This is a genomic window from Litchfieldia alkalitelluris (assembly GCF_002153425.1).
Taxonomy (GTDB): Bacteria; Bacillota; Bacilli; order Bacillales; family Salisediminibacteriaceae; genus Evansella; species Evansella alkalicola.
Genome location: NZ_KZ119600.1, coordinates 3,514,580 through 3,539,235, shown reverse-complemented (window position 1 = coordinate 3,539,235; position 24,656 = coordinate 3,514,580). Strand labels below are relative to the sequence as shown.

Sequence of the window (24,656 nt, the reverse complement as noted above, 5' to 3'; positions counted from 1 at the left end):
CGGAGCGCCAGCTTCGGTGGAGGCGTTGGTGGGATACTACCCTGGCTGTACTGAAATTCTAACCTCGAACCGTGATCCGGTTCAGGGACAGTGTCAGGTGGGCAGTTTGACTGGGGCGGTCGCCTCCTAAAAAGTAACGGAGGCGCCCAAAGGTTCCCTCAGAATGGTTGGAAATCATTCGCAGAGTGCAAAGGCATAAGGGAGCTTGACTGCGAGACATACAGGTCGAGCAGGGACGAAAGTCGGGCTTAGTGATCCGGCGGCACCGTATGGAAGGGCCGTCGCTCAACGGATAAAAGCTACCCTGGGGATAACAGGCTAATCTCCCCCAAGAGTCCACATCGACGGGGAGGTTTGGCACCTCGATGTCGGCTCGTCGCATCCTGGGGCTGAAGTAGGTCCCAAGGGTTGGGCTGTTCGCCCATTAAAGCGGCACGCGAGCTGGGTTCAGAACGTCGTGAGACAGTTCGGTCCCTATCCGTCGCAGGCGTAGGAAATTTGAGAGGAGCTGTCCTTAGTACGAGAGGACCGGGATGGACACACCGCTGGTGTACCAGTTGTTCCGCCAGGAGCATCGCTGGGTAGCTACGTGTGGAAGGGATAAGTGCTGAAAGCATCTAAGCATGAAGCCCCCCTCAAGATGAGATTTCCCATCACGTAAGTGAGTAAGATCCCTCAGAGATGATGAGGTTGATAGGTCTCGTGTGGAAGCATGGCGACATGTGTAGCTGAGAGATACTAATCGATCGAGGGCTTAACCAAAATATTTTTAAAACTTCTTTAAGTCTTATCAATCCAATATGTTATCTAGTTTTGAGAGGACAATTCATTTTGTTTTATCTCAATCAAGTCCAGTGACGATAGCGGAGAGGTCACACCCGTTCCCATGCCGAACACGGTAGTTAAGCTCTCCAGCGCCGATGATAGTTGGGGTTCACCCCTGTGAAAGTAGGACGTTGCTGGGCTATATTATTTAGGTTCTTAGCTCAGCTATGAGCTAAGCAACTCTGAATATACTACGAGTCTTTCGACGCATAAGCATCATTGACTTATCTACGGGGCCTTAGCTCAGCTGGGAGAGCGCCTGCCTTGCACGCAGGAGGTCAGCGGTTCGACCCCGCTAGGCTCCACCATTAATATTATTAACTTATTTTATGGCGGTGTAGCTCAGCTGGCTAGAGCGTACGGTTCATACCCGTGAGGTCGGGGGTTCGATCCCCTCCGCCGCTACCATTTATTTATATTCATATACGGAGGAATACCCAAGTCCGGCTGAAGGGATCGGTCTTGAAAACCGACAGGGGTGTCAAAGCCCGCGGGGGTTCGAATCCCTCTTCCTCCGCCATATTTTAGGTCCCGTGGTGTAGCGGTTAACATGCCTGCCTGTCACGCAGGAGATCGCGGGTTCGATTCCCGTCGGGACCGCCATTATTAATTTCATAGTTTCCATATTATATGGAGGGGTAGCGAAGTGGCTAAACGCGGCGGACTGTAAATCCGCTCCCTACGGGTTCGGGAGTTCGAATCTCTCCCCCTCCACCATATATAGGGGTATAGTTTAATGGTAAAACGAAGGTCTCCAAAACCTTTGATGTGGGTTCGATTCCTACTACCCCTGCCATTTATCCGATTAACATTGCTGTGGCGGTTGTGGCGAAGTGGTTAACGCACCGGATTGTGGTTCCGGCATTCGTGGGTTCGATTCCCATCAGCCGCCCCATTTATATTGGGCTATAGCCAAGCGGTAAGGCAACGGATTTTGATTCCGTCATGCGCAGGTTCGAATCCTGCTAGCCCAGCCATTTATATGCGGAAGTAGTTCAGTGGTAGAACACCACCTTGCCAAGGTGGGGGTCGCGAGTTCGAATCTCGTCTTCCGCTCCATGAGCGCCCGTAGCTCAATTGGATAGAGTGTCTGACTACGGATCAGAAGGTTAGGGGTTCGACTCCTCTCGGGCGCGCCATTATTATTAATAAAACATGCGGGGCATGAAAGCAAAGTTAAGATATTATGCGGGTGTAGTTTAGTGGTAAAACCTCAGCCACGAGCATAACTCCTAGGAATAAACTGCGAGTTGTCTCGACGGATAAAGCATCAGAGCACAGCTAGTAGAGGAAGAGACATGATCAAGGCGAGTGGACGAAAAAGGGAATAAAGTAGCAATAAAAGAAGCAAAGTTAAGAATATTATGCGGGTGTAGTTTAGTGGTAAAACCTCAGCCTTCCAAGCTGATGATGTGAGTTCGATTCTCATCACCCGCTCCAAATTTTCCGATTTGTAACTAGATTACAAATTGGGCCTGTAGCTCAGCTGGTTAGAGCGCACGCCTGATAAGCGTGAGGTCGGTGGTTCGAGTCCACTCAGGCCCACCATATTCTGTTCCACAGTAGCTCAGTTGGTAGAGCAATCGGCTGTTAACCGATCGGTCGCAGGTTCGAGTCCTGCCTGTGGAGCCATTTGTGGAGAAGTACTCAAGTGGCTGAAGAGGCGCCCCTGCTAAGGGTGTAGGTCGTGTAAGCGGCGCGAGGGTTCAAATCCCTCCTTCTCCGCCATTCTTTTAGTGGCCCGTTGGTCAAGTGGTTAAGACACCGCCCTTTCACGGCGGTAACACGGGTTCGAATCCCGTACGGGTCACCATTTTTTAAAACATCGTTAGTATTTTACAAGAATAAACTTCGTAGAAATAAGCTACGAGCCATTAGCTAGGAGCAAAGCTAATGTGAATCTGCTACGACTTGTTTCGACGGATAAACATCGAAGTGTTGCTAGTAGAGGAAGAAACACAGTTGGTTAAAGAGCGTATACCTCACGAGTCTACTTCAAGTTGTCTCGACGCATTAGCGCCTAAGAGAAACTAGTAGAGGAAGAGACAGATAAGACTACGGAGCATAACTTCGTCCGTAAGCAACATGAATAAACTTCGTAGAAATAAGCTACGAGCCATTAGCTCAGTTGGTAGAGCATCTGACTTTTAATCAGAGGGTCGAAGGTTCGAGTCCTTCATGGCTCACCATTTTTTAATTCGTGACTTGTCTATTACAAGTCTTTTTTTATAAAAAAGAACAATGGTATAATAAGGTAAATAATGTGCGCCCTTAGCTCAGCAGGATAGAGCAACAGTTTCCTAAACTGTAGGTCAGAGGTTCGAATCCTCTAGGGCGCGCCAGTAAATGAATATTTGTTTTATAAAACACTTCACTTCTTGGAAGTGTTTTTTGTGTTGTACTTAAGTAGTGGAAAGTCTCCAGCAAAGGTCTAATACATTATTAATTAAATATTTACGACTGCTTTTAAACAAAAGAAAATAGTGTCGTGGAAGTCACGACACTATGTATATTTATATAATTTAAAAATCAAACTCACCGAATAAAGCATCATCGTTCATTTCAATAGAATTATTTAAGACTTCTTCAGGTATTGTGAAGTCGTTTAGTTCATTGTATTTAGACATTAAAATATGGGATTGTTGTTCTACTGATATAGTCTCACCCATAAATTCCATTGAAAGTTCTAGATTAATGCTAGCTTCCTTTTGATAAAAAGTTTCTTTATCAATTATGATTTCGTATTCTATATTTTTTATATCCATTTCAGGCAAACTACTTTGCAGCATTTCATCTATACCATCTAACCCTTCACCAAACAAACCGTCTAGTTGATCAAGTAAACTTTGAAAATCAGCGCCTTCTCCAACTAATTTTATTACATAATGATCATCTTCAGTAGTTAAAGTCAATTCTGATATATAATCCTTAAATGGTTCAAGCTGCTCTTGTGGACTAATTTGCATATCTGATAATTCCATGAATTCATCACTAAACTCTGCAGGCAACTTCAACCATTGACCTGAAAATGGTTCTTCCATAAAAAAACCATGTTCTTCTGAAAAATAGGATTCATAAGTCATATCAAGTCCCATCATACCCATATCCATGTTTATGGTTTGGAAAAAGGTAAGTGGATCTAGAACTAAGTCCATATCTGAAGCGATACTGATGGTTACGTCCTCTTCCCCATCCCCTATCGACTGTTCAGAATTAAGATTCATAGAATAACTAGATAAACCTTCCATTGCACTTATTGACTCATTAAGAATATCTTCGACTGTTAAGCCATCACTAGTAACATCAGAATCGTTACATGCAATTAAAAATAATGAAAATGCAAAAAATAAAAGTGTCAATCCAAATTTCCTCATAAAAAAAGACCTCCAAAATTAATTTATTAATAATTCTACGAATGAGATGTAAATATGTTCCCAAAGAATTGTACCTTTTCGATTATTTTGCTTTTTAGTTACCTACTATTATGTATTGGTATATTTTGAGACATTATAATTTTACTAACTATTACCATAAAAAGATAGATTCATTTGTAGCATTTTTATAGACCTAGATAAATTATTGACGTTCACAAAAAGTTCGGGGACCAGGTCCCCGAACTGCGGGGACCTGGTCCCAAAACTTTTTGAAACTATATTTATGGTAGTTCCGTAAATAAGGAGGGCTAAATTAAGGGAATTATAATCTTGTAATTATTTATAAGGAAAAGAGTGATGAAGGTGGAATCGTTTATTAATGATCTACAAAGTGTACCGTGGAGTTTAGTTGCGCCAATCATAATTTTAAGCTTTATCTTAATGGTTATTGCATTTATTGATTGTTTTAAACACGGGAGGACGAATGGGCCACAATGGGTTTGGATTTTGGTTATTGTATTCATAAACATCGCTGGGCCAATAGCCTATTTTATTTTTGGCAGGAGGAATGATTAAATGAGTCTTATTTTGACGGAAGCATTGACGAAAACGTTTAATGGAACAAATGCTGTTGACCAAATAGATCTTTCGATTAAAGAAGGAGTATGTACAGCCCTTTTAGGTCCAAATGGTGCTGGGAAAACGACAACCTTAAATATGTTAACAGGTCTGATGAAAAAATCATCAGGAAATATTATTTTTGATAAGAGGTATTCAGGAGATAGGCGAAAGTATATTGGATATTTACCACAGTACCCAAAATTCTATAGTTGGATGACAGGTGAGGAATATGTGATTTATTCAGGGCAGCTAGGTGGTATATCCAAACAAGAAGCAATAAAAAAAACAGACGATTTATTAGCTATGGTGGGCTTAAGTGACGATAAGAGGAAAAAAATTGCAGGTTATTCTGGAGGTATGAAGCAAAGGCTTGGAATAGCACAAGCACTTATTCATGACCCCAAGCTTTTGATTCTCGATGAACCTGTATCAGCACTAGACCCTATTGGTCGAAGAGAAGTATTGGAGCTTATGAAAACTTTAAAGAAAAAAACCTCCATATTATTTTCAACCCATGTTTTACATGATGCGGAAGAGGTATGTGAAGATATTTTTATTATTAAAAAAGGTAAGGTAGTCGTTGAAGGAAACTTAGGAGAATTACAAAAGAAGTATCAAAAGCCTACGATTTATATAGAGACAGAAGAACCATTGGAAAGTTGGAGTCAGTCTTTAAAGGATATCGAGTGGCTTCGTCACATAGAGGCAGACAACACTAAATTAACAATTACTGTGGAAAATATTGATGTAGCTAGGGAATACATTCTAAATAACACTGGATTGAGAAACTTAAATATTAAGAGTTTTCAGGTTGCTAAAACAACGCTAGAAGACTTGTTTATGGAGGTGACAAAATGAGACTCTGGTTGATCCTGTTTAAAAAGGAATTTAAAGAATCATTGCGGAACTTTAAGTGGCTTTGGATACCACTTGTATTAATATTACTTGGCATTATGCAACCAGTAACTTCTTACTTTTTACCAGATATTCTTGAGAGTTTCGGTGATTTACCTGAGGGGGCAATCTTGAATTTTCCTGTACCTACAGCCGCCCAAGTTTTAGCAGAGACAATCGGACAGTTTAACCAAATAGGTGTTCTGATTATTGTCTTGGCGTTCATGGGAATTATAACAGGGGAGAGGAATAAAGGTACTAATGTGATGGTACTAGTTAAACCAGTCCCTTTTAGCACATACATTACGACAAAATGGGTACATATGTCCCTATTAATGATTTCAGCATTCCTCTTAGGCTTTCTTATAGCTCTATACTATACGTTTGAATTAATTGGAACTGTTCCAATGAGTCATGTCTTTAAAGGTATGCTAGTGTATTGTCTATGGTTACTCTTTATTACCTCGATTCTTCTATTATTTAGTGTATTATTTAATAGTACGGCAGCAGTTGCTGCTTTAACATTAGGTACGACGATTACATTAAGCTTATTAAGTAGCTTAACACCAAAGCTAATGGCGTGGTCACCAGGTATGTTAGTGTCCCACACGTTCCGTTTTTTTGAAACAGGATCTGCCGGTGATGGTTTTTGGCTTGCGGCTATAATTACGGCTGTTATTATATTCATTAGTTTAGTAGCATCAACTTACATTTTTAAAAACAAAGAAGTGGTCTCACATACAACATAAGGAATGTCGATGGTAAACAGTGTTTTTTATAAAGCTGTTTGCCATTTTTTATCATTAGTAACATTTCCAACATGAATATAGTTTAAATGTTATAAAATTTCGTATTTTTAGATAATTTATGATTTTTTGGTTGTTACTCTTCAGAATTTTTGATATAAATAGAATAAGGAAACCGCTTACAACTTTTTATCTCTGAAAAGTAGGGGGCATTTCCAATTTTAATCTACTGACGGAAAGATGTTAACGAGGGGAGGTTAACGCACTTTTCATCTAGGGGATCCACATCATTCATCCATTAACCGCACTACAATCTGTAATCAAACCTGCATGCAATCCAATCCTATCACTTAAGTCACAATGAAAACGAACTAAATCAATTTATATTTCAGTGTGCTTTTGTTCGTGAATGATTGAACAAGAGGGAGCATTCATGACATGTACATTGGTAAAAACTTAATAAAGAAGCTTGAAAGAGGGTGGGGGAAAGATTATGAATATTCTCGTTTGTATTAAGCAAGTGCCTGATACGAAGATCATTAAAATCAATCCAAAAACGAATACGCTGGACCGTTCCAGCGCACCAGCAATTTTAAACCCTTATGATGCCCATGCTGTTCAGGAGGCAGTGAGGCTAAAAGAGGTTCACGGAGGAAAAGTAACGGTATTATCTATGGGTCCTCCCCAGGCAAAGGTTGCAATAAAAAAATGTGTAGAGATTGGTGCAGATGAAGGTTATTTGATTTCAGACAGACGATTTGCAGGTGCAGATACTTTAGCTACTAGCTATGCCCTATACAAAGCGATTCAAAAGCTGATGGATGAACAAGGCATCGACCTCGTTTTATGTGGAAAGCATGCTATTGATGGTGATACTGGTCAAGTTGGACCAGGTATTGCTAGAAGGATGGAGATCCCGCCACTTACTAATGTGATAAAGGTAGAGGAAGTGGATCTGAAAGAAAAGAGAATGAAAGTACGCCGAAAAATTGAAGATGGTTATGAATTAATACAATCGGAATTACCATGTTTATTGACAGTTGAAAAGGAAATTAATGATGTAGCTTATTCTCCTCTTCCTAACATGATAAAAGCTGCAAGATATAATCCAATAGTCTGGACAGTAGATGATTTAGATGATGTGGATATTAAGCAACTTGGCTTAAAAGGTTCTCCAACAATTGTAGGTAAAATGTGGCCACCTGAAAAAAGTGCTGGTGCAGAGATGATTGATGGAGATGTCAAAAAGCAAGCGAAAGCACTAGTAGAACATATGCTAGAGAAACGTGAGCTTTTTGAAGTGAAAGGTGGGGAGAAAGTATGAACATGGAAGAGTACAGAGGTGTTTGGGTATTCATTGAGCAACGAAACGGAGAGCTAGTGGACGTAGGACTAGAACTGTTAGGAGCAGGTCGTGATCTAGCAGATAAGTTAGAAGTTGATTTATGTGGTATTCTCCTGGGACACAATGTGAAGGATCGTGCAAAGGATCTGTTTGAATATGGAGCAGACAAAGTATACGTCATAGACGATCCAATTTTAGAACTTTATCGTACTGAGACATACATGAAAGCAGTGGGTGATCTCGTAAGAAAATATAAACCAGAAATATTCCTTTATGGTGCAACAGCAAATGGAAAGGATCTAGCGAGTGCAGTTGCTACAGAGGTAATGACTGGATTAACAGCTGATACAACATTACTTGATGTAAATTTAGATAAGCGATTATTTGAAGCAAGTCGTCCTGCCTTTGGTGGTAATATTATGGCTACGATTCTGTGTAAAAAGCACCGACCACAGATGGCTACAGTTCGACCTAAAGTAATGAAAAAGGCAGATCCACAGCCTGGACGAGAAGGAGAGTTAATTGAAGAAAGCATATCTGTCCAGGAAGAGAATTTAAAAACGAAGGTTATTGATATTGTTAGAGATACCAATAAAGCAGTAAATCTTGAAGAAGCAGATATTATTGTTGCAGCAGGAAAAGGTATTAAGGATGAAAAAGGATGGAAAATGGTTGAGGAATTAGCTGATGTTCTCAATGCTACGGTTGGTGCAAGTAGGGACGTTGTGGAAATGGGAATTTGCGGACACGAGCATCAAGTTGGTCAAACAGGAGCGACAGTAACGCCAAAACTATATATTGCCATTGGTATATCAGGGGCTGTTCAGCATGTGGTAGGGATGCAGAACTCAGAGTTAATAATAGCCATTAATACAGATCCAGACGCTGCTATTTTTAATGCATCACATTATGGTGTAGTAGCGGATGCATTTGAAATCGTACCATTATTAACAGAAGAATTTAGAAAGGTGCTACAGAGTGGAGCAGAAGAGGGGGGTGTCGCCCATGTCTGAAAAATTTGATGTCATTGTCGTTGGAGCTGGACCTGCTGGTACTAGTTGCGCATATACAGCTGCCAAAAATGGATTAAAGGTTCTATTAATAGAGCGTGGTGAATTTCCTGGTGCCAAAAATGTAATGGGTGGAATATTATATCGTAAGCAAATGGAAGAGATCATCCCTGAGTTTTGGAAGGAAGCGCCTCTAGAACGACCTGTTGTAGAGCAACGTTTTTGGTTTATGGATAAAGAATCGATGGTAACTACGAGTTATAAAGGCTTGGAATGGGCCCAAGAGCCTTACAATAACTTTACTGTACTTCGTGCGAAATTCGATAAATGGTTTGCAGATAAAGCAGTAGAGCAAGGGGCCCTTCTTATTAATGAAACAGTCGTTACAGAGTGTATTGTTGAGGACGAAAAAGTAGTAGGAGTTAGAACGGACCGTCCTGATGGAGAAATTTATGCAGATGTCGTTGTTTTAGCGGATGGTGTAAACTCATTACTTGCTAAGAAACTAGGATTCCATAAAGAATGGAAGCCAGAAGAGGTTGCCCTCACAGTCATGGAAGTTATGAAAATGCCGAAGGGGTCTATCAACGAACGCTTTAATGTAGAGGATAATCAAGGGGTATCTGTAGAGATTTTTGGAGAATCTACAAAAGGTGCACTTGGAACTGCATTCTTATACACGAACAAAGATAGTATTAATATTGGTGTTGGCACGACGTTATCAGGAATGATTAAGAAGAAGATGAAGCCACACCAGTTACTGGAGGAGTTAAAGTCGCACCCAATGATTAAGCCATATCTAGAAGGGGCTGAAACGTTAGAGTATCTTGCTCACTTGATCCCAGAAGGCGGATATAACTCCATCCCTAAGCTTGTGGGAGATGGTGTGATGGTAATTGGGGATGCTGCACAGCTTGTTAATGCTATTCATCGAGAAGGTTCCAACATGGCTATGGCTTCTGGGAAAATGGCAGCGGAAACGATACTAAAAGCAAAAGAGCTAGGGGAATTCACAGAAAGAAACTTAGATTCTTATCGAACTGATCTTTATGATAGTTTCATAGGTAAAGATTTGAAAAAATACAAAGATGCAGCACACACATTTGAAGAGCACCCTGTGTATTTTGAACAATATGTACCACTCATGAACCGTGCGATGAGTACCATGTTTACTGTAGATGGAACAGCAAAGTGGGATAAGCAGAAGAAGATTATGAATTCATTTACAGCAGGAAGAGGAAAGCTTGGGGTGGCGAAAGACCTTTATAGAGCATGGAGGGTGGTGAAATAACATGGCGAAAACACTTGAAGAAAAACAGTATTTGGTTCGCTTCAACTGTGACACGAAATCCCATCTTGAAGTGAAGGACCATGATGTTTGTGCAACAAAATGTCCAGATAAGGATTGTACTATTTTCTGTCCAGCAGATGTGTATAAGTGGGAAGGGGACAGAATGTTTGTTGGATATGAAGGTTGTCACGAATGTGGCAGCTGCCGAATTGGTTGTCCATTTGACAACATTAAATGGGAATATCCAAAGGGTGGACACGGAATTGTATTCCGTTTAGCATAAGCATTTTTGTAAAGGTACAATAAAAAATGAGACCTCAGGGATTATCCTGAGGTCTTTTTCTAGGGAGTATGGCAAAGTAAAGAGTGAGACATTAATACTATAAGTATGTTGTTATTATAACTAAATTATTTTTCTGTGTAAATGTAAAATAAAAAAGAGAATTTTCTGATTTGTGTAGATTGTAGCAGATAAAAGTGGTTAAATACGTGATATAATGTTTTTTATATGTTGATCTGTTAAAGTTTTTTTCTACAAGCACAGAAGAGTCTTGGGAAAAAATTAGTTATAATATATCGCAATATAACTCCTTAACAGAAACAGATATTGATAATATTGTTTTTTAATGAAGCATAATTCTATTTGTGTGAAAGCTGATTATTGGAGGGAACAGGATGACAGAGAAAGAAAGGGAATTACTTGAGCTGTTAGAAAAGTCAGGTCGTATGAGTGAGGATAAAATTGCAATGATGTTGGATGTGACCGTAGAAGATGTTACATCTATGATTCAAAAATTAGAAAAAGAGAGAGTAATTATTGGATATTCAACCATTATAGACTGGAGTAAAGTGAACACTTCAGAATCTGTGACAGCAATGATTGATGTCAAAGTAACACCAAAGCGTGGTGTAGGCTTTGATGAGGTTGCAGAGAGAATATATCGTTTTAAAGAAGTAAAAGCTCTTTATTTAATGTCAGGAACCTATGATTTATCTGTTGTGATTGAAGGGAAATCTATGTCGGAAATAGCTAGGTTTGTTTCTGATAAGTTATCTACATTAGATTCCGTCATATCAACAACAACCCATTTCCAACTTAAGAAATATAAACACGATGGAATTGTTTTCGAAGACCGAGATGAAGATCATAGGATTGTGGTATCACCATGACCATGTCAAATCACCTTAAGCATCAGCCGAGACTTTCTCAAACTGTAAAACAGATTAAGCCGTCAGGAATCAGACGTTTTTTTGATTTAGCTTCTACAATGGAAGATGTTATCTCCTTAGGGGTTGGTGAACCAGATTTTTCAACGCCTTGGAATGTTCGTGAAGCCAGTATCGCTTCTTTGGAGCAAGGGATTACTTCTTATACAGCTAATGCTGGTTTATTAGAATTACGCCAATTAATTTCAGGTTATCTTAGTAAGTTTGATACAAATTATTCACCTGAAAATGAAATAGTAGTTACGGTAGGTGCGAGTGAAGGAATAGATTTGGCGTTACGAGCAACAATCAATCCTGGGGATGAAGTGCTTATTGTTGAGCCATGTTTCGTATCTTATGCTCCGTTAGTTTCTCTCGTTGGAGGAATTCCTGTAGCTGTTCCAACATCGATTGAAAATGGATTCAAAGTAATAGCTACTGAGATTGAACAGCGAGTAACAAATAAAACAAAGTGTATTCTTTTATCTTATCCAAACAACCCGACAGGTGCGATTATGGAAAAAGATGAGTTGGAAGAAATTGCACAAATCATCCAGAAGCATGATCTGTTAGTGATTTCAGATGAAATTTATGCAGAGCTAACTTATGATGTAAACCATGTAAGTGTGCCAGCCCTAAAAGGCATGTGGGAGAGAACAATCTTAATTTCTGGTTTCTCAAAGTCGTTCGCCATGACGGGTTGGCGGCTTGGCTATGTTGCTGCACCTGAAGTTTATGCAAAGGAAATGCTTAAAATACATCAGTATGCTATGATGTGTGCTTCAACAATGGCGCAATATGCTGCAATTGAAGCACTGACAAATGGTAGGGAAGAAATGGAAAATATGAAGGTGAGTTATAAGCAGAGAAGAAACTTCTTTGTTAAATCATTAAAAGGAATTGGCTTAGATTGTCATATTCCTGGAGGAGCCTTTTATGCCTTCCCTTCCATAACTTCTACTGGATTAACTTCTGAGGAATTTGCAGAAAAGCTTTTAATCGAAGAACATGTGGCAGTTGTACCTGGCACGGTGTTTGGTGCAGGAGGTGAAGGTCATATACGTTGTTCCTACGCCACTTCACTTCAACAGCTAGAAGAAGCGTTGAAACGAATAGACCGGTTTATTAAAAACTGTTAATGTAATGAAGCTTAAAAGATAAACCGTCATAAAGACTTGATGAGACCTGCGCATATATAAAAACGGCTTGTGGTTAACTACCACAAGCCGTTTTGAAAGGGGGAATACTAGGTTGTACACACTATTAGTATTTCCCTTATTTAATTCCCTTATGCAAATTTAAAATAAATCAAATATTCCTAAAACATTTAAAAATACGAGGATAATTACAACAGGAATAATATATTTCACAAGGAAATACCAAATATTAAAAATATGTTTATTCATGTTAGAGCCTTTCGTGAGTTCCTCATATATCACTGCTTTTTTCACACGATATGGCACAAATAAGGAAATCAAAAGCGCTCCTAAAGGCAACATAATATTACTTACAACATAATCCAAGCTATCAAAGAAATTATTACCAAGGATTAAAAGGTCTGACATAGGACCGTACGAAAGGGCTGATGGTATTCCCATTAGAAAAATGAGAAATCCTGTAACCAAAGTTGCCTTCTTCCTTTTCTTATTATCACCTTTAGTTATGGATGCAACGACCATTTCAAGTAAGGAAAAAGCAGAAGTAAGGGTTGCAAAAAGTAATAAAACCATGAATAGTACAAAGAAAAATTCTCCTAGTGGAATGCTGCTAAAAACGGCAGGTAAAACGATAAAGATAAGAGGTGGTCCCTCTGCTGGTTCAATCCCATAGGCGAAAACTGCTGGAAAAATAGCCAATCCTGCTAAAATAGATATAAATATTGTCAAACCAACAATTGATGTGGCAGACTTAGGCAGACTTTCTTGAGAGTTTAAATAGGAACTGTATGTAACCATGATGGATACTCCAAGACTTAAGGAAAAGAATGCCTGACCAAGTGCAAAAAGGATCGTTTCTCCAGTTAATAAGCTAATGTCCGGCATTAAGAAAAATCGAATTCCCTCTGATGCACCATCTAATGTTACGGATCTAAAAACAATAAGTAAGAATAACAAAAATAGTGCGGGCATCATGAATTTAGATGAACGCTCAATCCCTTTTTGAACGCCACCTTGAACAACTAGTACTGTCATTAGCATAAAAATAAAGTGGGCAAATATCACTAAGGTTGGGTTTGATATTGTACTATCAAATAACTGACCAAACTGTTCGGCCTTCATACCCCTTAATCCACCAGTAAGTGAGCGGAACAGATAGATGACAATCCATCCTCCCACAACACTATAAAAGGATAATAGGAGGAAGGAGGTGCCAACACCTAGTTTCCCTATCCAATGCCATTGTGTACCTGGAGCTAAAGTTTTATAAGCGCTTATTGCTTCCTTTTGTGTGTGACGTCCTATCGTAAATTCTGCAAGCAGCAATGGTAAACCAATAAATATGGTAAATAGTATAAAAATAAGGAAAAATGCACCACCACCGCTTGTTCCTGCAACGTATGGAAGCTTCCATATTGCTCCTAGTCCTATAGCTGAACCAGCTGCAGCCAGTATAAAACCTAACTTAGAAGTCCATTGTTCTTGTTTATTTTCCAAAATATCATCTCCTTTAAAAATCGGTTGTTGGAAATACCTATGCTATACTCACTTTCACGCAAGGTACAAGTGCGACATCTGCTCTTTGTTAGCACAGGGAATTTTTTTACCTCAGGGCAAGCCGCTTGTCTTCCTAGTACCTGCGGGGTTTTGCCCATTTCTCATAAAATAAGTGTTCACAGGAAGTATTTCTAAAGAATATTGCCTTCATCAAAACTGCAAACTAAGACTGTATAAGCTAGTCCTAAATCTGCAAATGAGATGCATTTTTTCACTATATTTGAAAGTGTTGATGGTTGTCAAACCCTTTTCGTATATTGATGAAAAGTTGTTGAATCTCTTATGGTTTTGTCAGAGAGAAAAAATTGTGATATAATTAACCAGTTAATAAATAATTAGGAGTTGTTTTCATGTCAAGTTATGAAGTAGGAAGTATCGTTGAAGGTAAAGTGACTGGTATTAAACCATTTGGTGCTTTTATAGCATTAGATGACCAAAAACAAGGTCTTGTACACATTTCGCACATTGCACACGGTTTTGTTAAAGATATTAATGATCACCTATCTGTTGGGGATGAAGTAAAGGTGAAAATTTTATCTGTTGATGAGGAAAGTGGAAAAATCTCCTTATCTATTCGTGAAACACAGCCAAAGCCAGAAAGAGAAGAACGCCCTGAGCGTCCAAAACGTCCAGCTGGTGGAAGCGGTGGAGGTCGTGGCGGTAATCGTCAAAACCAAAGCCAGCAATCTGCTCAAGGATTTAATACTCTTGAAGAAAAACTTAAAACATGGCTTAAAGAGTCAAACGAAATTCAAGCTGATTTAAACAAACGTATTAAAAAATAACAGTCACATCATAAACGTAAAGAGGTAGCTCTGTAATAGAGCTACCTCTTTTTTCGAATGAAAAGTGTTCATCCGAATAATAACAAACGATTAGGCAAGTGACATGAACATCTTATCTTTGTGGTTCCGGACTACGCTCCAACTCTTCATCGGGTTTAAACAGAATTGAAATACAATATAACCCTGCCAAACCTACGAGGGCATATATGAAGCGGGAGAAACCAGCCGCTTGACCACCGAAAATAGCTGCAACTAGGTCAAATCGGAAGAAACCAATTAATCCCCAGTTCACTGCACCTATAATCGCTAACGTCAATGCTGTACGCTGAATACCGCTCATGCGCTCCTCACCTCCTTATTAGGGGTAAAATCGAGTTGCAGAAGCTATTACTATGCTCCTGCCTATAGAATGATTAAAGATGCCCTCATTTATGCATTAACTTGAAAAAAACTTTAATTTCTTTATCATTTGCTTTTCAACAAAGTTGTGAGAGATAATATTTGATGGATGAGGATTACTCAAAAATGACTATTATAGAAGAGGTGATATTGTGGAGAATTTTATCTTTCATAATCCTACAAAGCTGATTTTTGGTGAAGGCCAAGTAAAAGAACAGCTTGCAAAACAATTAGGGAACTATGGGAAAAATGTTCTTGTCGTATATGGTGGCGGAAGTATTAAGCGAAACGGATTGTATGATGAGGTACTATCCATACTCAATGAAGGGGAATTTATGGTTACTGAGCTTTCTGACGTGGAACCGAATCCACGTTTAAGTACAGTACATAAAGGGGTAGCCCTCTGTAAAGAAAATAATATTGATGTGCTCCTTGCTGTTGGCGGCGGGAGTGTCATTGACTGTACGAAAGCAATCGCTGCTGGGGCGAAATATGATGGAGATGCTTGGGACCTAGTCACTCGTAAAGCTTCTGTGAATGAGGCATTACCATTCGGTACTATCCTTACTTTAGCTGCTACTGGATCTGAAATGAATTCAGGATCCGTTATTACTAACTGGGAGACGCATGAAAAATATGGTTGGGGCAGTCCCCTTGTTTTTCCTAAATTTTCTATATTAGATCCAAAAAATACAGTGACCGTTCCAAAAGATCATACAATCTATGGTATTGTTGACATGATGTCACATGTACTAGAGCAATATTTTCACCAACAAACGAATACACCATTGCAAGAAAATATGTGTGAATCAGTGTTAAAAACGGTTATTGAAGCTGGTCCAGAATTAGTGGGGGACTTAGAGAATGTTGAGCTAAGGGAAACGATTTTATATGCAGGGACAATCGCCCTTAACGGAATGCTACAAATGGGAACAAGGGGAGATTGGGCTTCTCACAATATAGAGCACGCAGTTTCTGCCGTGTATGATATTCCACATGCAGGTGGATTAGCTATCATTTTTCCAAGATGGCTTCGTCACCACAAGACGCTTGGAGAAAGAAAGCTTGTAAACTTAGCTGTCAATGTATGGGGAGTTAATCCTGATGGTAAGACAAAGCAAGATATTGCAGAAGAAGGAATAAAACGTCTTGAAAACTTCTGGACTAGTCTTGGGGCTCCAAGCCGTTTAGCTGATTATGACATTGATGATAGCAGGCTTGATGAGATTGCAGATAAAACGATGGTACGTGGACCATTTGGAAACTTTAATCGATTGCAAAAAGAAGATGTGCTATCCATTCTAAAAGAGTGTTTATAGAAAATCGCGGTGCTGCAATTCCAAATTGCGGCACTTTCTTTTTTATCCCTAGGCTACTGTTCATTGTTACAGTGATCTGCGCAAAATATCTTACTTAAGAACATGATTTGTTCAGGAATGGGAAATCTAATTATGATAATGGCTTGATTATTACTTCACAATCTAATAAAGTTAAAGTTGGAACGATTTAATTTGGAAAAGGGGTTTAAGAAATGGGAAAAACAATATCGTTTGACTATTCAAAAGCAACCGATTTTTTATCTCAACATGAGGTTAACTATATGCAGGATGCTATTAAAGCAGCGCATGAGGCCGTTCATAATAAAACAGGTCCAGGTAACGACTTTCTTGGATGGGTAGATTTACCAGTAGATTATGACAAAGAAGAGTTTGCACGTATTAAAAAAGCAGCAGAAAAAATAAAATCTGATTCTGATGTACTACTTGTAATCGGAATTGGGGGATCTTACTTAGGTGCACGTGCAGCAATAGAAGCCCTGCAACATTCTTTTTACAATACACTAGAAAAAGATGGTCGTAAAACGCCTCAAGTGTTCTTTGTTGGACAAAATATTAGTTCTACATATGTTCGTCATCTATTAGAGGTGATTGAAGGAAAAGATGTATCCGTTAATGTGATTTCCAAATCAGGGACAACTACTGAACCTGCAATTGCATTCCGCATTTTCCGTGATTATTTAGAGAAAAAATACGGTGTGGAAGAAGCAAGAAAAAGAATTTATGCAACAACGGATAAAGCACGAGGCGCTTTAAAGGAATTAGCTACTACGGAAGGATATGAATCATTCGTTATTCCTGATGATGTAGGTGGCAGATATTCCATCTTAACAGCAGTAGGTTTATTGCCAATTGCAGTCAGTGGGCTAGACATTGATGCAATGATGAATGGGGCTGCAGATGCGAGAGAAGCCTATGATAACCCCAACTTATCGGAGAACGAAGCTTATCAATACGCCGCAGTTCGTAATGCTCTCTATAATAAAGGAAAAACAATTGAACTACTTGTTAACTATGAGCCATCACTACATTTCGTATCTGAATGGTGGAAGCAGCTTTACGGAGAAAGTGAAGGGAAAGATAACAAGGGAATTTTTCCAGCAGCAGTTGATTTCTCCACTGACCTTCATTCTATGGGGCAATATGTTCAAGAAGGTCGTAGAGATCTATTTGAAACAGTCATTAACGTGGAAAACGTGAAGGAAGAAATTTTAATTGAGGAAGCGGAATCTGACTTAGATGGATTAAACTATCTAGCTGGTAAATCGATGGATTTTGTTAACAAGAAAGCTTTTGAAGGAACACTTCTTGCTCACATTGATGGCAATGTTCCTAACCTCATTTTAAATATACCTGAAATGAATGAATATCACTTTGGTTATCTCGTGTATTTCTTTGAAAAGGCGTGTGCCATCAGCGGATATTTACTAGGAGTAAATCCGTTTGATCAACCAGGTGTAGAAGCATATAAGAAGAACATGTTTGCACTTCTTGGAAAGCCAGGCTTTGAGGAAGAAAAAGCAGCTTTAGAAAAGCGTTTGAATGAGAAGTAATTTAATTAGTGATAACAGGACGTTGCATGAAGCGGCGTCCTGTTTTTTACATTGGGAAAGTTGGGAGAGCTGGTTTACGCGCTATTTAAATAATCTGGCTCCCGGTGCTGGATTTTTTTCATATGAAACTGTCTTTAAGGACAAGCTAAAGACAGCATAGTTTCGCTGGAGGGATAGCACATGTATGCAGTACAATCACTGATAGAAAATAAAGAGTACAAATTACAGGACTTAGAAGATAAATTAAAGCCCCTTGGATATGTAATTGGCGGTGGTTGGGAGTACGATCACGGATACTTTGATTATAAAATGGAAGACAATGGTGCCTATCTATTTGTTCGACTTCCATTTACAGCTGTAGATGGAGAACTTGATACTAAGGGCGTGCATGTGAAGTTAGGGAGACCATTTCTACTCGCACATGATTATGAAGGTGGATTAGACCACGATAATGTCGCGGACCCCAATCCATTAACAAACCAGTTTTCTGCACCTCATGATCCAGACGCGCCTTTTCCAGCTGAATGGATTGCAACTGGGCAAAAATATATTCACGAATTAGAAGCAGTTTTATTGGATTAACGGAAGAGTGTACTGAGCTGATGAAAATGATGGCGCAAAAAGTCACTGTAATGTGCCATCATTTCTGGTCAGTGAGACAATCGGTTAAAAAATATGAGTTTATCTCCTTTGAGAAGATTGGAGCCTCTACTAGGGTGTAAAATCGTCTCATTTTCGCGCCTAATACCAATTAAAAAGGAATTTTCTGTTTGGCAAGTTTCTATAGCTTCACCAAAGTTTTTATCGATTAATTCAATTGGCAATTCTTTAAAAGCTAACTGATCCTTTTCTCCGTGTGTTAGCATTTCTTCTATAACACTTGTCATTCCGTGAAATAGTATGCCATTAATCATAAGTAAACTAAGGTGATTTGAACTCAGTATGATTTCATCTGCCCCTGCTCGTTCTGCATTCTTCACTTGATTTTTTGTCACTAGTTCAACGATAGCGTATATATTTTGGTGGATTCCCTTTACGGTTAATAGGGTCAAAACCGTATTGGCGTCCGCAGCCTTTTCGTCTATGTGCAAGTTTGATGTAATAATAATGGTATGTGCCTTCATTGCGTTTGCCCGTTCAAAAGTCTCATCCACTGTAGGTGAGCCTTTAATGAAGATAACTTTCGGGCATTGATCTGGCTTTTTCTGTAGTGTTTCATCTATAAGAACAATTTCTAGCCCAGGATGAATTTTTTGAAGTTGTTTAATTAACTCATGACTTCGCTCGTTCCAGCCAACTATAATGTAATGCCCTTCCTTTTGATGACTGACTCTCCCCTTTTCTTTTTCCTGTCTTGAAAGAACTGTTGAACTTGCTAGGTTTGTAATAAAAAATGAGAAAATAGCAATTCCAGATATAATGAGTATAATTCCGAGGATTCGACCAATGATTGTCTCTGGTACAAAATCACCGTAACCCACTGTGGAAATGGACACGACTGCCCACCATAGTCCGTCGAATACAGAAGGGAATGCTTCTGGCTCAAGTAAGTGAATAATCGTTCCTATGATCAATGTGAATAAGAAAACAATTCCTGTCATGCGCAATAAATTATGGAATTTTGCGTAAGATTGTACGATGAAATCAAACCGGTACATGAGATCCTCCCCTTATTTCTCTATATAAAACCATTATGGACGTAATGCTTGTTTAACAAACATGATGCATCGTTTATGTTTTTTTGTTACGATAGTGAAATAGGAAAGGGGCGGGGGATATGTTCCAAGCGCTTATATTTGCGATTACGATTTTTATTGGCTGGGTTATTTTCGATGGAATTAAGCATAAAAAAATCATTATTGAAAATGTTTGGGCAGGTTTAGTTGCAGCTATTATTGCTGGAGTTTTCTGGTATATTTTATTTATCATTTTTTAACCATAATGGGATATATTGTGAGATTGATCGATTTTTCACAAATTAATATATATTTTTATTTAAAAAGTCTTGATTTACGCATCTTAAGTGGTTATAATTCAATTCATGAGTAAAGCAACACATCGTCCGTAAGCATCATGGTTCATCATCATTGAATTAAGCTACGGGGCATTAGCTCAGTTGGGAGAGCGCTACGCTGGCAGCGTAGAGGTCAGCGGTTCGAGCCCGCTATGCTCCACCAATATATACTTAGGTACTAGTGAAAACTTTACTTTAGTGAGTACAAACTCACAACCGTGTTTTGCCTTACATATTGTGTATAACGACGCAGTTTTTCGCTTAAGCGAGGAGTTGTGTCGTTTTTTTATAGCTCAAAAGTTTAACAAATATTAATGGATAAATTGTGTAGAAACTAGTAGACTTTTGTAAGGGACTATTATACCATTAAATAAATACTAAAATAAGATAAAGGCAAACTTTCCGAAAGGGGAGGACGCAAAGCTTCGAGCCTAAGGTACTACACTATGGTGGTCGAGTTGCCGAAGACTGGTGCTAAAGTAGTATGCCTGTTTTTGGGGGATACTACTTTTTATTTTTTAAAAAAAGGGATAGGATGGTGACAAAATGGGGGAACCAGCTTTAAAAAGTTCACAAAATTATGCAGTAAAAGAAAGTATTAACGGTATGATGGCAAGTATTAAGGGGATTATTCCGATAGAAATATCCTTTGGACCACCATCTTTAATCCAAAGTGCCTTTCACCAACGAGATATTGGTGTACTAATAGGACTTACTGGTGATTTAGGTGGACAAGTTTTAATCGAAGGAGACTTGGATGCATTCAGTTCTGTTGCAGAAGTGATGTTTGGGATGAAAGTTGAAGGTGAAATGCTTGAGTCATTTGTAGGTGAATTTGGGAATATGGTATCAGGAAACATGGCTACTCATATATCCAACAGTGACATCATTCTAAATATTTCCCCGCCGACGGTTGTTGTTGGTGGATCAAAGTTCACTGCGTTTGAAAAAGGGATAAAGATGTCTGTAACCTTCAATACAGACAAAGTAATAAATATTATTATGATGATGAAGAAGGAGTCAGAATAATGAGGGTATTAGTTACAGATGATGCTGCATTCATGCGTATGCAATTAAAGGATATTATATCTAAATTGGGACATGAAGTTGTAGGTGAAGCAGAAAACGGTAAAGATGCCATTGAACAATATAAAAAATTAATGCCAGATCTAGTTACAATGGATATAACCATGCCTGAATTAGATGGAATTAATGCATTAAAAGAAATTAAAAGTTTTGACCCACATGCACGAGTTATTATGTGTTCAGCAATGGGGCAACAAGGAATGGTATTAGAAGCAATTCAGAATGGTGCTAAAGATTTTATTGTTAAACCATTTAATCAAGACCGAATCTCTGAAGCGTTAGAGAAAGTTTCATAAGTAAGTATTATAGACAAAAATTATTAATGCAATCATTTTTTATTATACCTGTTCATTGCGCTTCGTAAGGGTTATTGTTTTTCCATCATATTAATTGTACACTAGTACAATAGAATGCTTGAAAGGAATCGATACAATGTACCAAAACAGAGTAGCAATGATTATCTTTTTAATATTTTGGATATTTGTTTTACGTCTCTATTTCTTTGAAGAGGAAAGAGGTTTAATACACTTTTTATTAGGGAGTACCATTTTTGGAGTAATGGCATTTCGCTATAAAACTCTTACTACTAATAAAAAGAAAACACAGGCTACAATTACACTCTTTGTAAGTTTAATTATCCTGGCGACCCTTTTTATGTGGTATGTTATCCCTTTCTTTTCATAGAATTAACATAATAATTATCGCACGTTAGAAGCTTGGGGAGTTTTCCCTAAGCTTTTTCTTGTTGCTTACCAGGAAATTATAAAATTCTCGAACTGTGGATAACTCATGGATTAATATATGTGTAGCGGTGATCGTGGTGAAGCATAGTAGTGGAGTGATTAAAAAGATACTAAAAGATCATTTTGATTTTAAACGGTTCACACCAACTTAGAAACTAAAGTCTATCTCACGCGAGTTTCTTACATTTTCTCATTTTCGTGTTCGATAAGCAGTCTATCTCACGTGAGATTCATGATTTAGCTCAATTTTGCGTGAGATTAACGGCCTATCTCACGCGAAATTCAAGATTTTACTTATTTTCGTGTTCGATAAGCAGTCTATCTCACGCGAGATTCATGAATTTGTTCAATTTCGCGTTCGATAAGCGGCCTATCACACGCGAGATTCTTACATTTTCTCAATTTCGCGTGAGATTAACGGCCTATCTCACGCGAGATTCATGATTTTGCTCATTTTCGTGTTCGATAAGCAGTCTATCTCACGCGAGTTTCCTGAATTTGTTCAATTTCGCGTTCGATACGTAGTCTATCACACGCGAGTTTCCTAAATTTGTTCATTTTCGTGTTCGATAAGCAGTCTATCACACGCGAGTTTCTAACTTTTGTTCTTGATCAAAGACTGTAGCGAATTCACATACAATATACGATTACTGAGTTTAAAAATAGTTAGAACATTCAAACACCTATAGTAATTGAAGTGAAACATATAGAAAACTCAATGACAGACCAATAAATCCGTGAGTAAAATGAAAGTATAGAAAACGCTTACATTTGGAGGGGGGGGGAACAGTATTTATAGCTAAAGGCAAGAAATAAAAATGGAAGGGGAGAATGTGATGAAAAGATTTATTATTTTATTATTTTTGACCGTCATACCATTAGCATTATTAGGTTGTAGCGAAGATACGGCAAGTGCCAATGATTCAGAGCGTACTAGTACGGAAATCGTTTTGAAGGATGAAGATGGTAATATCCTTGCAACAACGGAGGATTTTATTCCTGGTTCAGCAGAAGTCACTTTTGAAGCAGGTATAAGATTTCTTGCCATTGAAGCTGAATTTACTGATCCAAAGAAGCTAGAACAAATCACGAAAGATAACCTCAATGAATCGATAGACTTTTATTTTGGGGAGGAATTATTGGCGTCGCCGTTTGTAACGAAAGAGATTACAAATGGTGTAGTAGTCATAGACGGTGGTTTTTCAGAAGAATTAGCGGAAGAACTTGTTGAAGCTATTAATAATCAATAGAATTAAAAAGGATATCTTATAAGGAACTGCTGCATTCCTTATATAGATATCCTTTTTTAGGTTACCGTGAAAATAGGTCATGTTGGAACAACCTACAGTCTACTCGATTTCCGCGGGCGAATCGGGGGCTTTGTTAAACACTGATGTTAGTTTTGTCCTTCTTGTTGCTTCAACACATCTGTTTTCAAGAAATTTTCAGTAGCATAGGCTGAAACCCCTAATGCTGCTGAGTATATCGATAGCTCAGCAAACGTAATTTGTAGATTTGTTTGGTGTTGCTTTAGTGTGTAGTTTTCAATTACTTCCTTCAAAGGATCTTCCAACCACTCTTTAGCCATAGCCAAACGATTTCCAATGATGATCTGCTTTGGGTTAAAGGTATTAATAATATTATTAATTCCAATTCCTAAATAGTATCCTGCTTGTTCAAATACTGGCACAAAGTGCTCTGATTTCTTTGTTTCATCGATCAATGTTTCTAATTTGTGATGTTTTTCAGATATAGCACATTCACCGTCTATGTATTTTTCAGCTTCTTTTAATATTGATTTCTCAGATGCATATAATTCCCAGCACCCTTTGCTACCGCAACTACATTGTTTTCCATCAATCTCAATAATCATATGTCCTAACTCTCCAGAAAAACCATTTCCACCACGGTAAAGTTCATCATTTAAAATGAAACCGACACCTATACCAATACCAGCACTAATATATATAAGATCTTCAATTTCTTTACCAGCACCAAAGCATTTTTCACCATAGGCTCCAGCATTTGCTTCGTTTTCAATAATTGTAGGAAGCTGAAATTCCACTTCAATTTCCCTTTGTAGATTAATATTTTTCCACCCTAAGTTTGGGGCAAGTAATATATCCCCAGACTTATTGATGATCCCTGGTACACCGACCCCTATTCCAATTACACCATAATGACTTTTCGGTGCACTATTTATTAAAAAATGAATGGTTTCTTTAATTAAGCTTAGAGTTTCATCATAGGTAAGCTGATTAAAATTGATCATTTTTTCGTCTATTATATTTCCGTCTAAATCTGTTAATACACCTAAAATATAGTTAACACCAAGATCAATCCCTATGGAGTAGCCGGCAGTTTGATTAAATAAAAGCATCACTGGTGGTCGTCCACCACTCGATTCTCCTGGACCAGTTTCATAACATAGTTTTTCCTCAAGTAATTCATTAACTAAAGTAGACACTGTCCCCTTTGTTAGACCTAATTTATTCGCAATGTCCGCGCGTGACAAGGGGGCATGCTGTTTAATTGTATGTAAAACCAAGGATTTATTATTAACCTTGACAATGTGCTGGTTCCAACGCATGAATAAAATCTCCTCTATTATGTACTTCTTATGACGTAAAATAGTATTAGTTACTATATTATGGAACGTTATTAGTTCTTCCATAGTTATATCATAAATAAAACTAAAAATAAATCTTAGTAA

The 24,656-nt window shown here is 38.4% G+C and carries 23 protein-coding genes, 18 tRNA genes, 1 rRNA gene, 1 riboswitch and 3 other annotated features; of the genes, 37 read left to right on the top strand and 5 right to left on the bottom strand.

Annotated features, from left to right (window positions below):
• Positions 1-121 precede the first annotated feature (121 nt).
• Positions 122-290 (top strand) — a sequence feature (23S ribosomal RNA rRNA prediction is too short).
• A 19-nt stretch (positions 291-309) separates the two neighbouring features.
• Positions 310-469, top strand: a sequence feature (23S ribosomal RNA rRNA prediction is too short).
• A 19-nt stretch (positions 470-488) separates the two neighbouring features.
• Positions 489-750, top strand: a sequence feature (23S ribosomal RNA rRNA prediction is too short).
• A 100-nt stretch (positions 751-850) separates the two neighbouring features.
• The 18 genes from rrf to BW724_RS16975 all read left to right on the top strand — a co-directional run bounded on the left by rrf (position 851) and on the right by BW724_RS16975 (position 3,167).
• A 5S ribosomal RNA gene (gene rrf / locus BW724_RS17060) occupies positions 851-965 on the top strand.
• A gap of 92 nt (positions 966-1,057) precedes the next feature.
• Positions 1,058-1,133, top strand: a tRNA-Ala gene (locus BW724_RS17055).
• A 23-nt stretch (positions 1,134-1,156) separates the two neighbouring features.
• Positions 1,157-1,233, top strand: a tRNA-Met gene (locus BW724_RS17050).
• 19 nt (positions 1,234-1,252) lie between these two features.
• Positions 1,253-1,345 (top strand) — tRNA-Ser (locus tag BW724_RS17045).
• 7 nt (positions 1,346-1,352) lie between these two features.
• Positions 1,353-1,428: transfer RNA gene (locus BW724_RS17040), tRNA-Asp, on the top strand.
• A gap of 29 nt (positions 1,429-1,457) precedes the next feature.
• Positions 1,458-1,542, top strand: a tRNA-Tyr gene (locus BW724_RS17035).
• Between the two features lie 5 nt (positions 1,543-1,547).
• Positions 1,548-1,621: transfer RNA gene (locus BW724_RS17030), tRNA-Trp, on the top strand.
• A gap of 23 nt (positions 1,622-1,644) precedes the next feature.
• Positions 1,645-1,720 (top strand) — tRNA-His (locus tag BW724_RS17025).
• Positions 1,721-1,727: 7 nt separating this feature from the next.
• Positions 1,728-1,802, top strand: a tRNA-Gln gene (locus BW724_RS17020).
• Positions 1,803-1,809: 7 nt separating this feature from the next.
• Positions 1,810-1,884 (top strand) — tRNA-Gly (locus tag BW724_RS17015).
• Positions 1,885-1,887: 3 nt separating this feature from the next.
• A tRNA-Arg gene (locus tag BW724_RS17010) sits at positions 1,888-1,964 on the top strand.
• A 227-nt stretch (positions 1,965-2,191) separates the two neighbouring features.
• Positions 2,192-2,265, top strand: a tRNA-Gly gene (locus tag BW724_RS17005).
• Positions 2,266-2,296: 31 nt separating this feature from the next.
• A tRNA-Ile gene (locus BW724_RS17000) sits at positions 2,297-2,373 on the top strand.
• Positions 2,374-2,381: 8 nt separating this feature from the next.
• Positions 2,382-2,457, top strand: a tRNA-Asn gene (locus tag BW724_RS16995).
• Between the two features lie 5 nt (positions 2,458-2,462).
• A tRNA-Ser gene (locus BW724_RS16990) sits at positions 2,463-2,553 on the top strand.
• A gap of 10 nt (positions 2,554-2,563) precedes the next feature.
• Positions 2,564-2,638, top strand: a tRNA-Glu gene (locus BW724_RS16985).
• Between the two features lie 300 nt (positions 2,639-2,938).
• Positions 2,939-3,014, top strand: a tRNA-Lys gene (locus BW724_RS16980).
• A gap of 76 nt (positions 3,015-3,090) precedes the next feature.
• Positions 3,091-3,167 (top strand) — tRNA-Arg (locus BW724_RS16975).
• 180 nt (positions 3,168-3,347) lie between these two features.
• On the opposite strand, the gene BW724_RS16970 is transcribed toward BW724_RS16975, so the two are convergent.
• The gene (locus tag BW724_RS16970) at positions 3,348-4,199 is read right to left on the bottom strand and encodes a DUF6612 family protein (protein WP_088076352.1); all 852 of its coding nucleotides are present in this window, start codon (positions 4,197-4,199) and stop codon (positions 3,348-3,350) included.
• 357 nt (positions 4,200-4,556) lie between these two features.
• On the opposite strand from BW724_RS16970, the gene BW724_RS16965 reads away from it, so the two are divergent.
• The 9 genes from BW724_RS16965 to BW724_RS16925 all read left to right on the top strand — a co-directional run bounded on the left by BW724_RS16965 (position 4,557) and on the right by BW724_RS16925 (position 12,451).
• Complete coding sequence (locus BW724_RS16965) at positions 4,557-4,775, top strand: PLD nuclease N-terminal domain-containing protein (RefSeq protein ID WP_246596175.1); 219 nt, start codon at positions 4,557-4,559, stop codon at positions 4,773-4,775.
• The gene (locus BW724_RS16960; RefSeq protein ID WP_088076351.1) at positions 4,776-5,678 is read left to right on the top strand and encodes an ABC transporter ATP-binding protein; all 903 of its coding nucleotides are present in this window, start codon (positions 4,776-4,778) and stop codon (positions 5,676-5,678) included. It abuts the gene before it with no gap.
• The gene (locus BW724_RS16955; protein WP_088076350.1) at positions 5,675-6,463 is read left to right on the top strand and encodes an ABC transporter permease; all 789 of its coding nucleotides are present in this window, start codon (positions 5,675-5,677) and stop codon (positions 6,461-6,463) included. Before BW724_RS16960 ends, BW724_RS16955 begins: the two co-directional genes overlap by 4 nt.
• A gap of 490 nt (positions 6,464-6,953) precedes the next feature.
• Complete coding sequence (locus BW724_RS16950; RefSeq protein WP_176371448.1) at positions 6,954-7,784, top strand: electron transfer flavoprotein subunit beta/FixA family protein; 831 nt, start codon at positions 6,954-6,956, stop codon at positions 7,782-7,784.
• Entirely contained in the window at positions 7,781-8,818 is a 1,038-nt protein-coding gene (locus BW724_RS16945) for an electron transfer flavoprotein subunit alpha/FixB family protein (RefSeq protein WP_088076349.1), read from the top strand. Before BW724_RS16950 ends, BW724_RS16945 begins: the two co-directional genes overlap by 4 nt.
• On the top strand, positions 8,811-10,106 hold the full coding sequence (locus tag BW724_RS16940) for a geranylgeranyl reductase family protein (protein ID WP_088076348.1): 1,296 nt from the start codon (positions 8,811-8,813) through the stop codon (positions 10,104-10,106). The genes BW724_RS16945 and BW724_RS16940 overlap by 8 nt, the downstream gene beginning before the upstream one ends.
• 1 nt (position 10,107) lies before the next feature.
• On the top strand, positions 10,108-10,389 hold the full coding sequence (locus BW724_RS16935; protein ID WP_088076347.1) for a ferredoxin family protein: 282 nt from the start codon (positions 10,108-10,110) through the stop codon (positions 10,387-10,389).
• A 392-nt stretch (positions 10,390-10,781) separates the two neighbouring features.
• Positions 10,782-11,276, top strand: a complete 495-nt coding sequence (locus BW724_RS16930) for an Lrp/AsnC family transcriptional regulator (RefSeq protein ID WP_088076346.1) — start codon at positions 10,782-10,784, stop codon at positions 11,274-11,276.
• Positions 11,273-12,451 (top strand): aminotransferase, encoded by a 1,179-nt coding sequence (locus BW724_RS16925; protein ID WP_088076345.1) that lies wholly within the window; start codon positions 11,273-11,275, stop codon positions 12,449-12,451. The genes BW724_RS16930 and BW724_RS16925 overlap by 4 nt, the downstream gene beginning before the upstream one ends.
• A 159-nt stretch (positions 12,452-12,610) precedes the next feature.
• On the opposite strand, the gene BW724_RS16920 is transcribed toward BW724_RS16925, so the two are convergent.
• The gene (locus tag BW724_RS16920; protein ID WP_088076344.1) at positions 12,611-13,966 is read right to left on the bottom strand and encodes a sodium-dependent transporter; all 1,356 of its coding nucleotides are present in this window, start codon (positions 13,964-13,966) and stop codon (positions 12,611-12,613) included.
• A 410-nt stretch (positions 13,967-14,376) separates the two neighbouring features.
• Between BW724_RS16920 and yugI the strand changes: the two genes are divergently transcribed.
• Positions 14,377-14,811 carry a S1 domain-containing post-transcriptional regulator GSP13 gene (gene yugI / locus BW724_RS16915; RefSeq protein ID WP_088076343.1) on the top strand — a complete coding sequence of 145 codons (435 nt, stop codon included), beginning with the start codon at positions 14,377-14,379 and terminating at the stop codon, positions 14,809-14,811.
• Between the two features lie 112 nt (positions 14,812-14,923).
• Here the strand turns inward: yugI and BW724_RS16910 are convergent, their stop codons facing one another.
• On the bottom strand, positions 14,924-15,151 hold the full coding sequence (locus BW724_RS16910; protein WP_088076342.1) for a DUF378 domain-containing protein: 228 nt from the start codon (positions 15,149-15,151) through the stop codon (positions 14,924-14,926).
• A gap of 211 nt (positions 15,152-15,362) precedes the next feature.
• On the opposite strand from BW724_RS16910, the gene BW724_RS16905 reads away from it, so the two are divergent.
• The 3 genes from BW724_RS16905 (at position 15,363) to BW724_RS16895 (ending at position 18,682) form a co-directional block, all read left to right on the top strand.
• A complete protein-coding gene (locus tag BW724_RS16905) occupies positions 15,363-16,529 on the top strand; it encodes an iron-containing alcohol dehydrogenase (protein ID WP_088076341.1) in 1,167 nt (388 codons plus the stop codon).
• Positions 16,530-16,741: 212 nt separating this feature from the next.
• A complete protein-coding gene (locus tag BW724_RS16900; protein ID WP_088076340.1) occupies positions 16,742-18,100 on the top strand; it encodes a glucose-6-phosphate isomerase in 1,359 nt (452 codons plus the stop codon).
• Positions 18,101-18,280: 180 nt separating this feature from the next.
• Entirely contained in the window at positions 18,281-18,682 is a 402-nt protein-coding gene (locus tag BW724_RS16895) for a YugN-like family protein (RefSeq protein ID WP_088076339.1), read from the top strand.
• A 68-nt stretch (positions 18,683-18,750) separates the two neighbouring features.
• On the opposite strand, the gene BW724_RS16890 is transcribed toward BW724_RS16895, so the two are convergent.
• Positions 18,751-19,758, bottom strand: coding sequence for a potassium channel family protein (locus BW724_RS16890; RefSeq protein ID WP_088076338.1), 1,008 nt, complete (start codon positions 19,756-19,758; stop codon positions 18,751-18,753).
• A 119-nt stretch (positions 19,759-19,877) separates the two neighbouring features.
• Between BW724_RS16890 and BW724_RS23700 the strand changes: the two genes are divergently transcribed.
• From BW724_RS23700 to BW724_RS16865, 6 genes are all read left to right on the top strand, one after another.
• Positions 19,878-20,036 carry a hypothetical protein gene (locus BW724_RS23700; RefSeq protein ID WP_176371447.1) on the top strand — a complete coding sequence of 53 codons (159 nt, stop codon included), beginning with the start codon at positions 19,878-19,880 and terminating at the stop codon, positions 20,034-20,036.
• A 165-nt stretch (positions 20,037-20,201) separates the two neighbouring features.
• Positions 20,202-20,277: transfer RNA gene (locus tag BW724_RS16885), tRNA-Ala, on the top strand.
• A gap of 219 nt (positions 20,278-20,496) precedes the next feature.
• Positions 20,497-20,580, top strand: a riboswitch (cyclic di-GMP riboswitch).
• An 80-nt stretch (positions 20,581-20,660) separates the two neighbouring features.
• On the top strand, positions 20,661-21,143 hold the full coding sequence (locus BW724_RS16880) for a chemotaxis protein CheX (protein WP_088076337.1): 483 nt from the start codon (positions 20,661-20,663) through the stop codon (positions 21,141-21,143).
• Positions 21,143-21,496, top strand: a complete 354-nt coding sequence (locus BW724_RS16875; protein ID WP_088076336.1) for a response regulator — start codon at positions 21,143-21,145, stop codon at positions 21,494-21,496. Before BW724_RS16880 ends, BW724_RS16875 begins: the two co-directional genes overlap by 1 nt.
• Positions 21,497-21,632: 136 nt before the next feature.
• The gene (locus BW724_RS16870) at positions 21,633-21,884 is read left to right on the top strand and encodes a hypothetical protein (protein WP_088076335.1); all 252 of its coding nucleotides are present in this window, start codon (positions 21,633-21,635) and stop codon (positions 21,882-21,884) included.
• An 895-nt stretch (positions 21,885-22,779) separates the two neighbouring features.
• Positions 22,780-23,193 (top strand): hypothetical protein, encoded by a 414-nt coding sequence (locus BW724_RS16865; RefSeq protein WP_140354991.1) that lies wholly within the window; start codon positions 22,780-22,782, stop codon positions 23,191-23,193.
• Positions 23,194-23,339: 146 nt separating this feature from the next.
• On the opposite strand, the gene BW724_RS16860 is transcribed toward BW724_RS16865, so the two are convergent.
• Positions 23,340-24,533: an ROK family transcriptional regulator gene (locus BW724_RS16860; RefSeq protein WP_088076333.1), complete on the bottom strand. Its 1,194-nt coding sequence runs from the start codon at positions 24,531-24,533 to the stop codon at positions 23,340-23,342.
• Positions 24,534-24,656 lie beyond the last annotated feature (123 nt).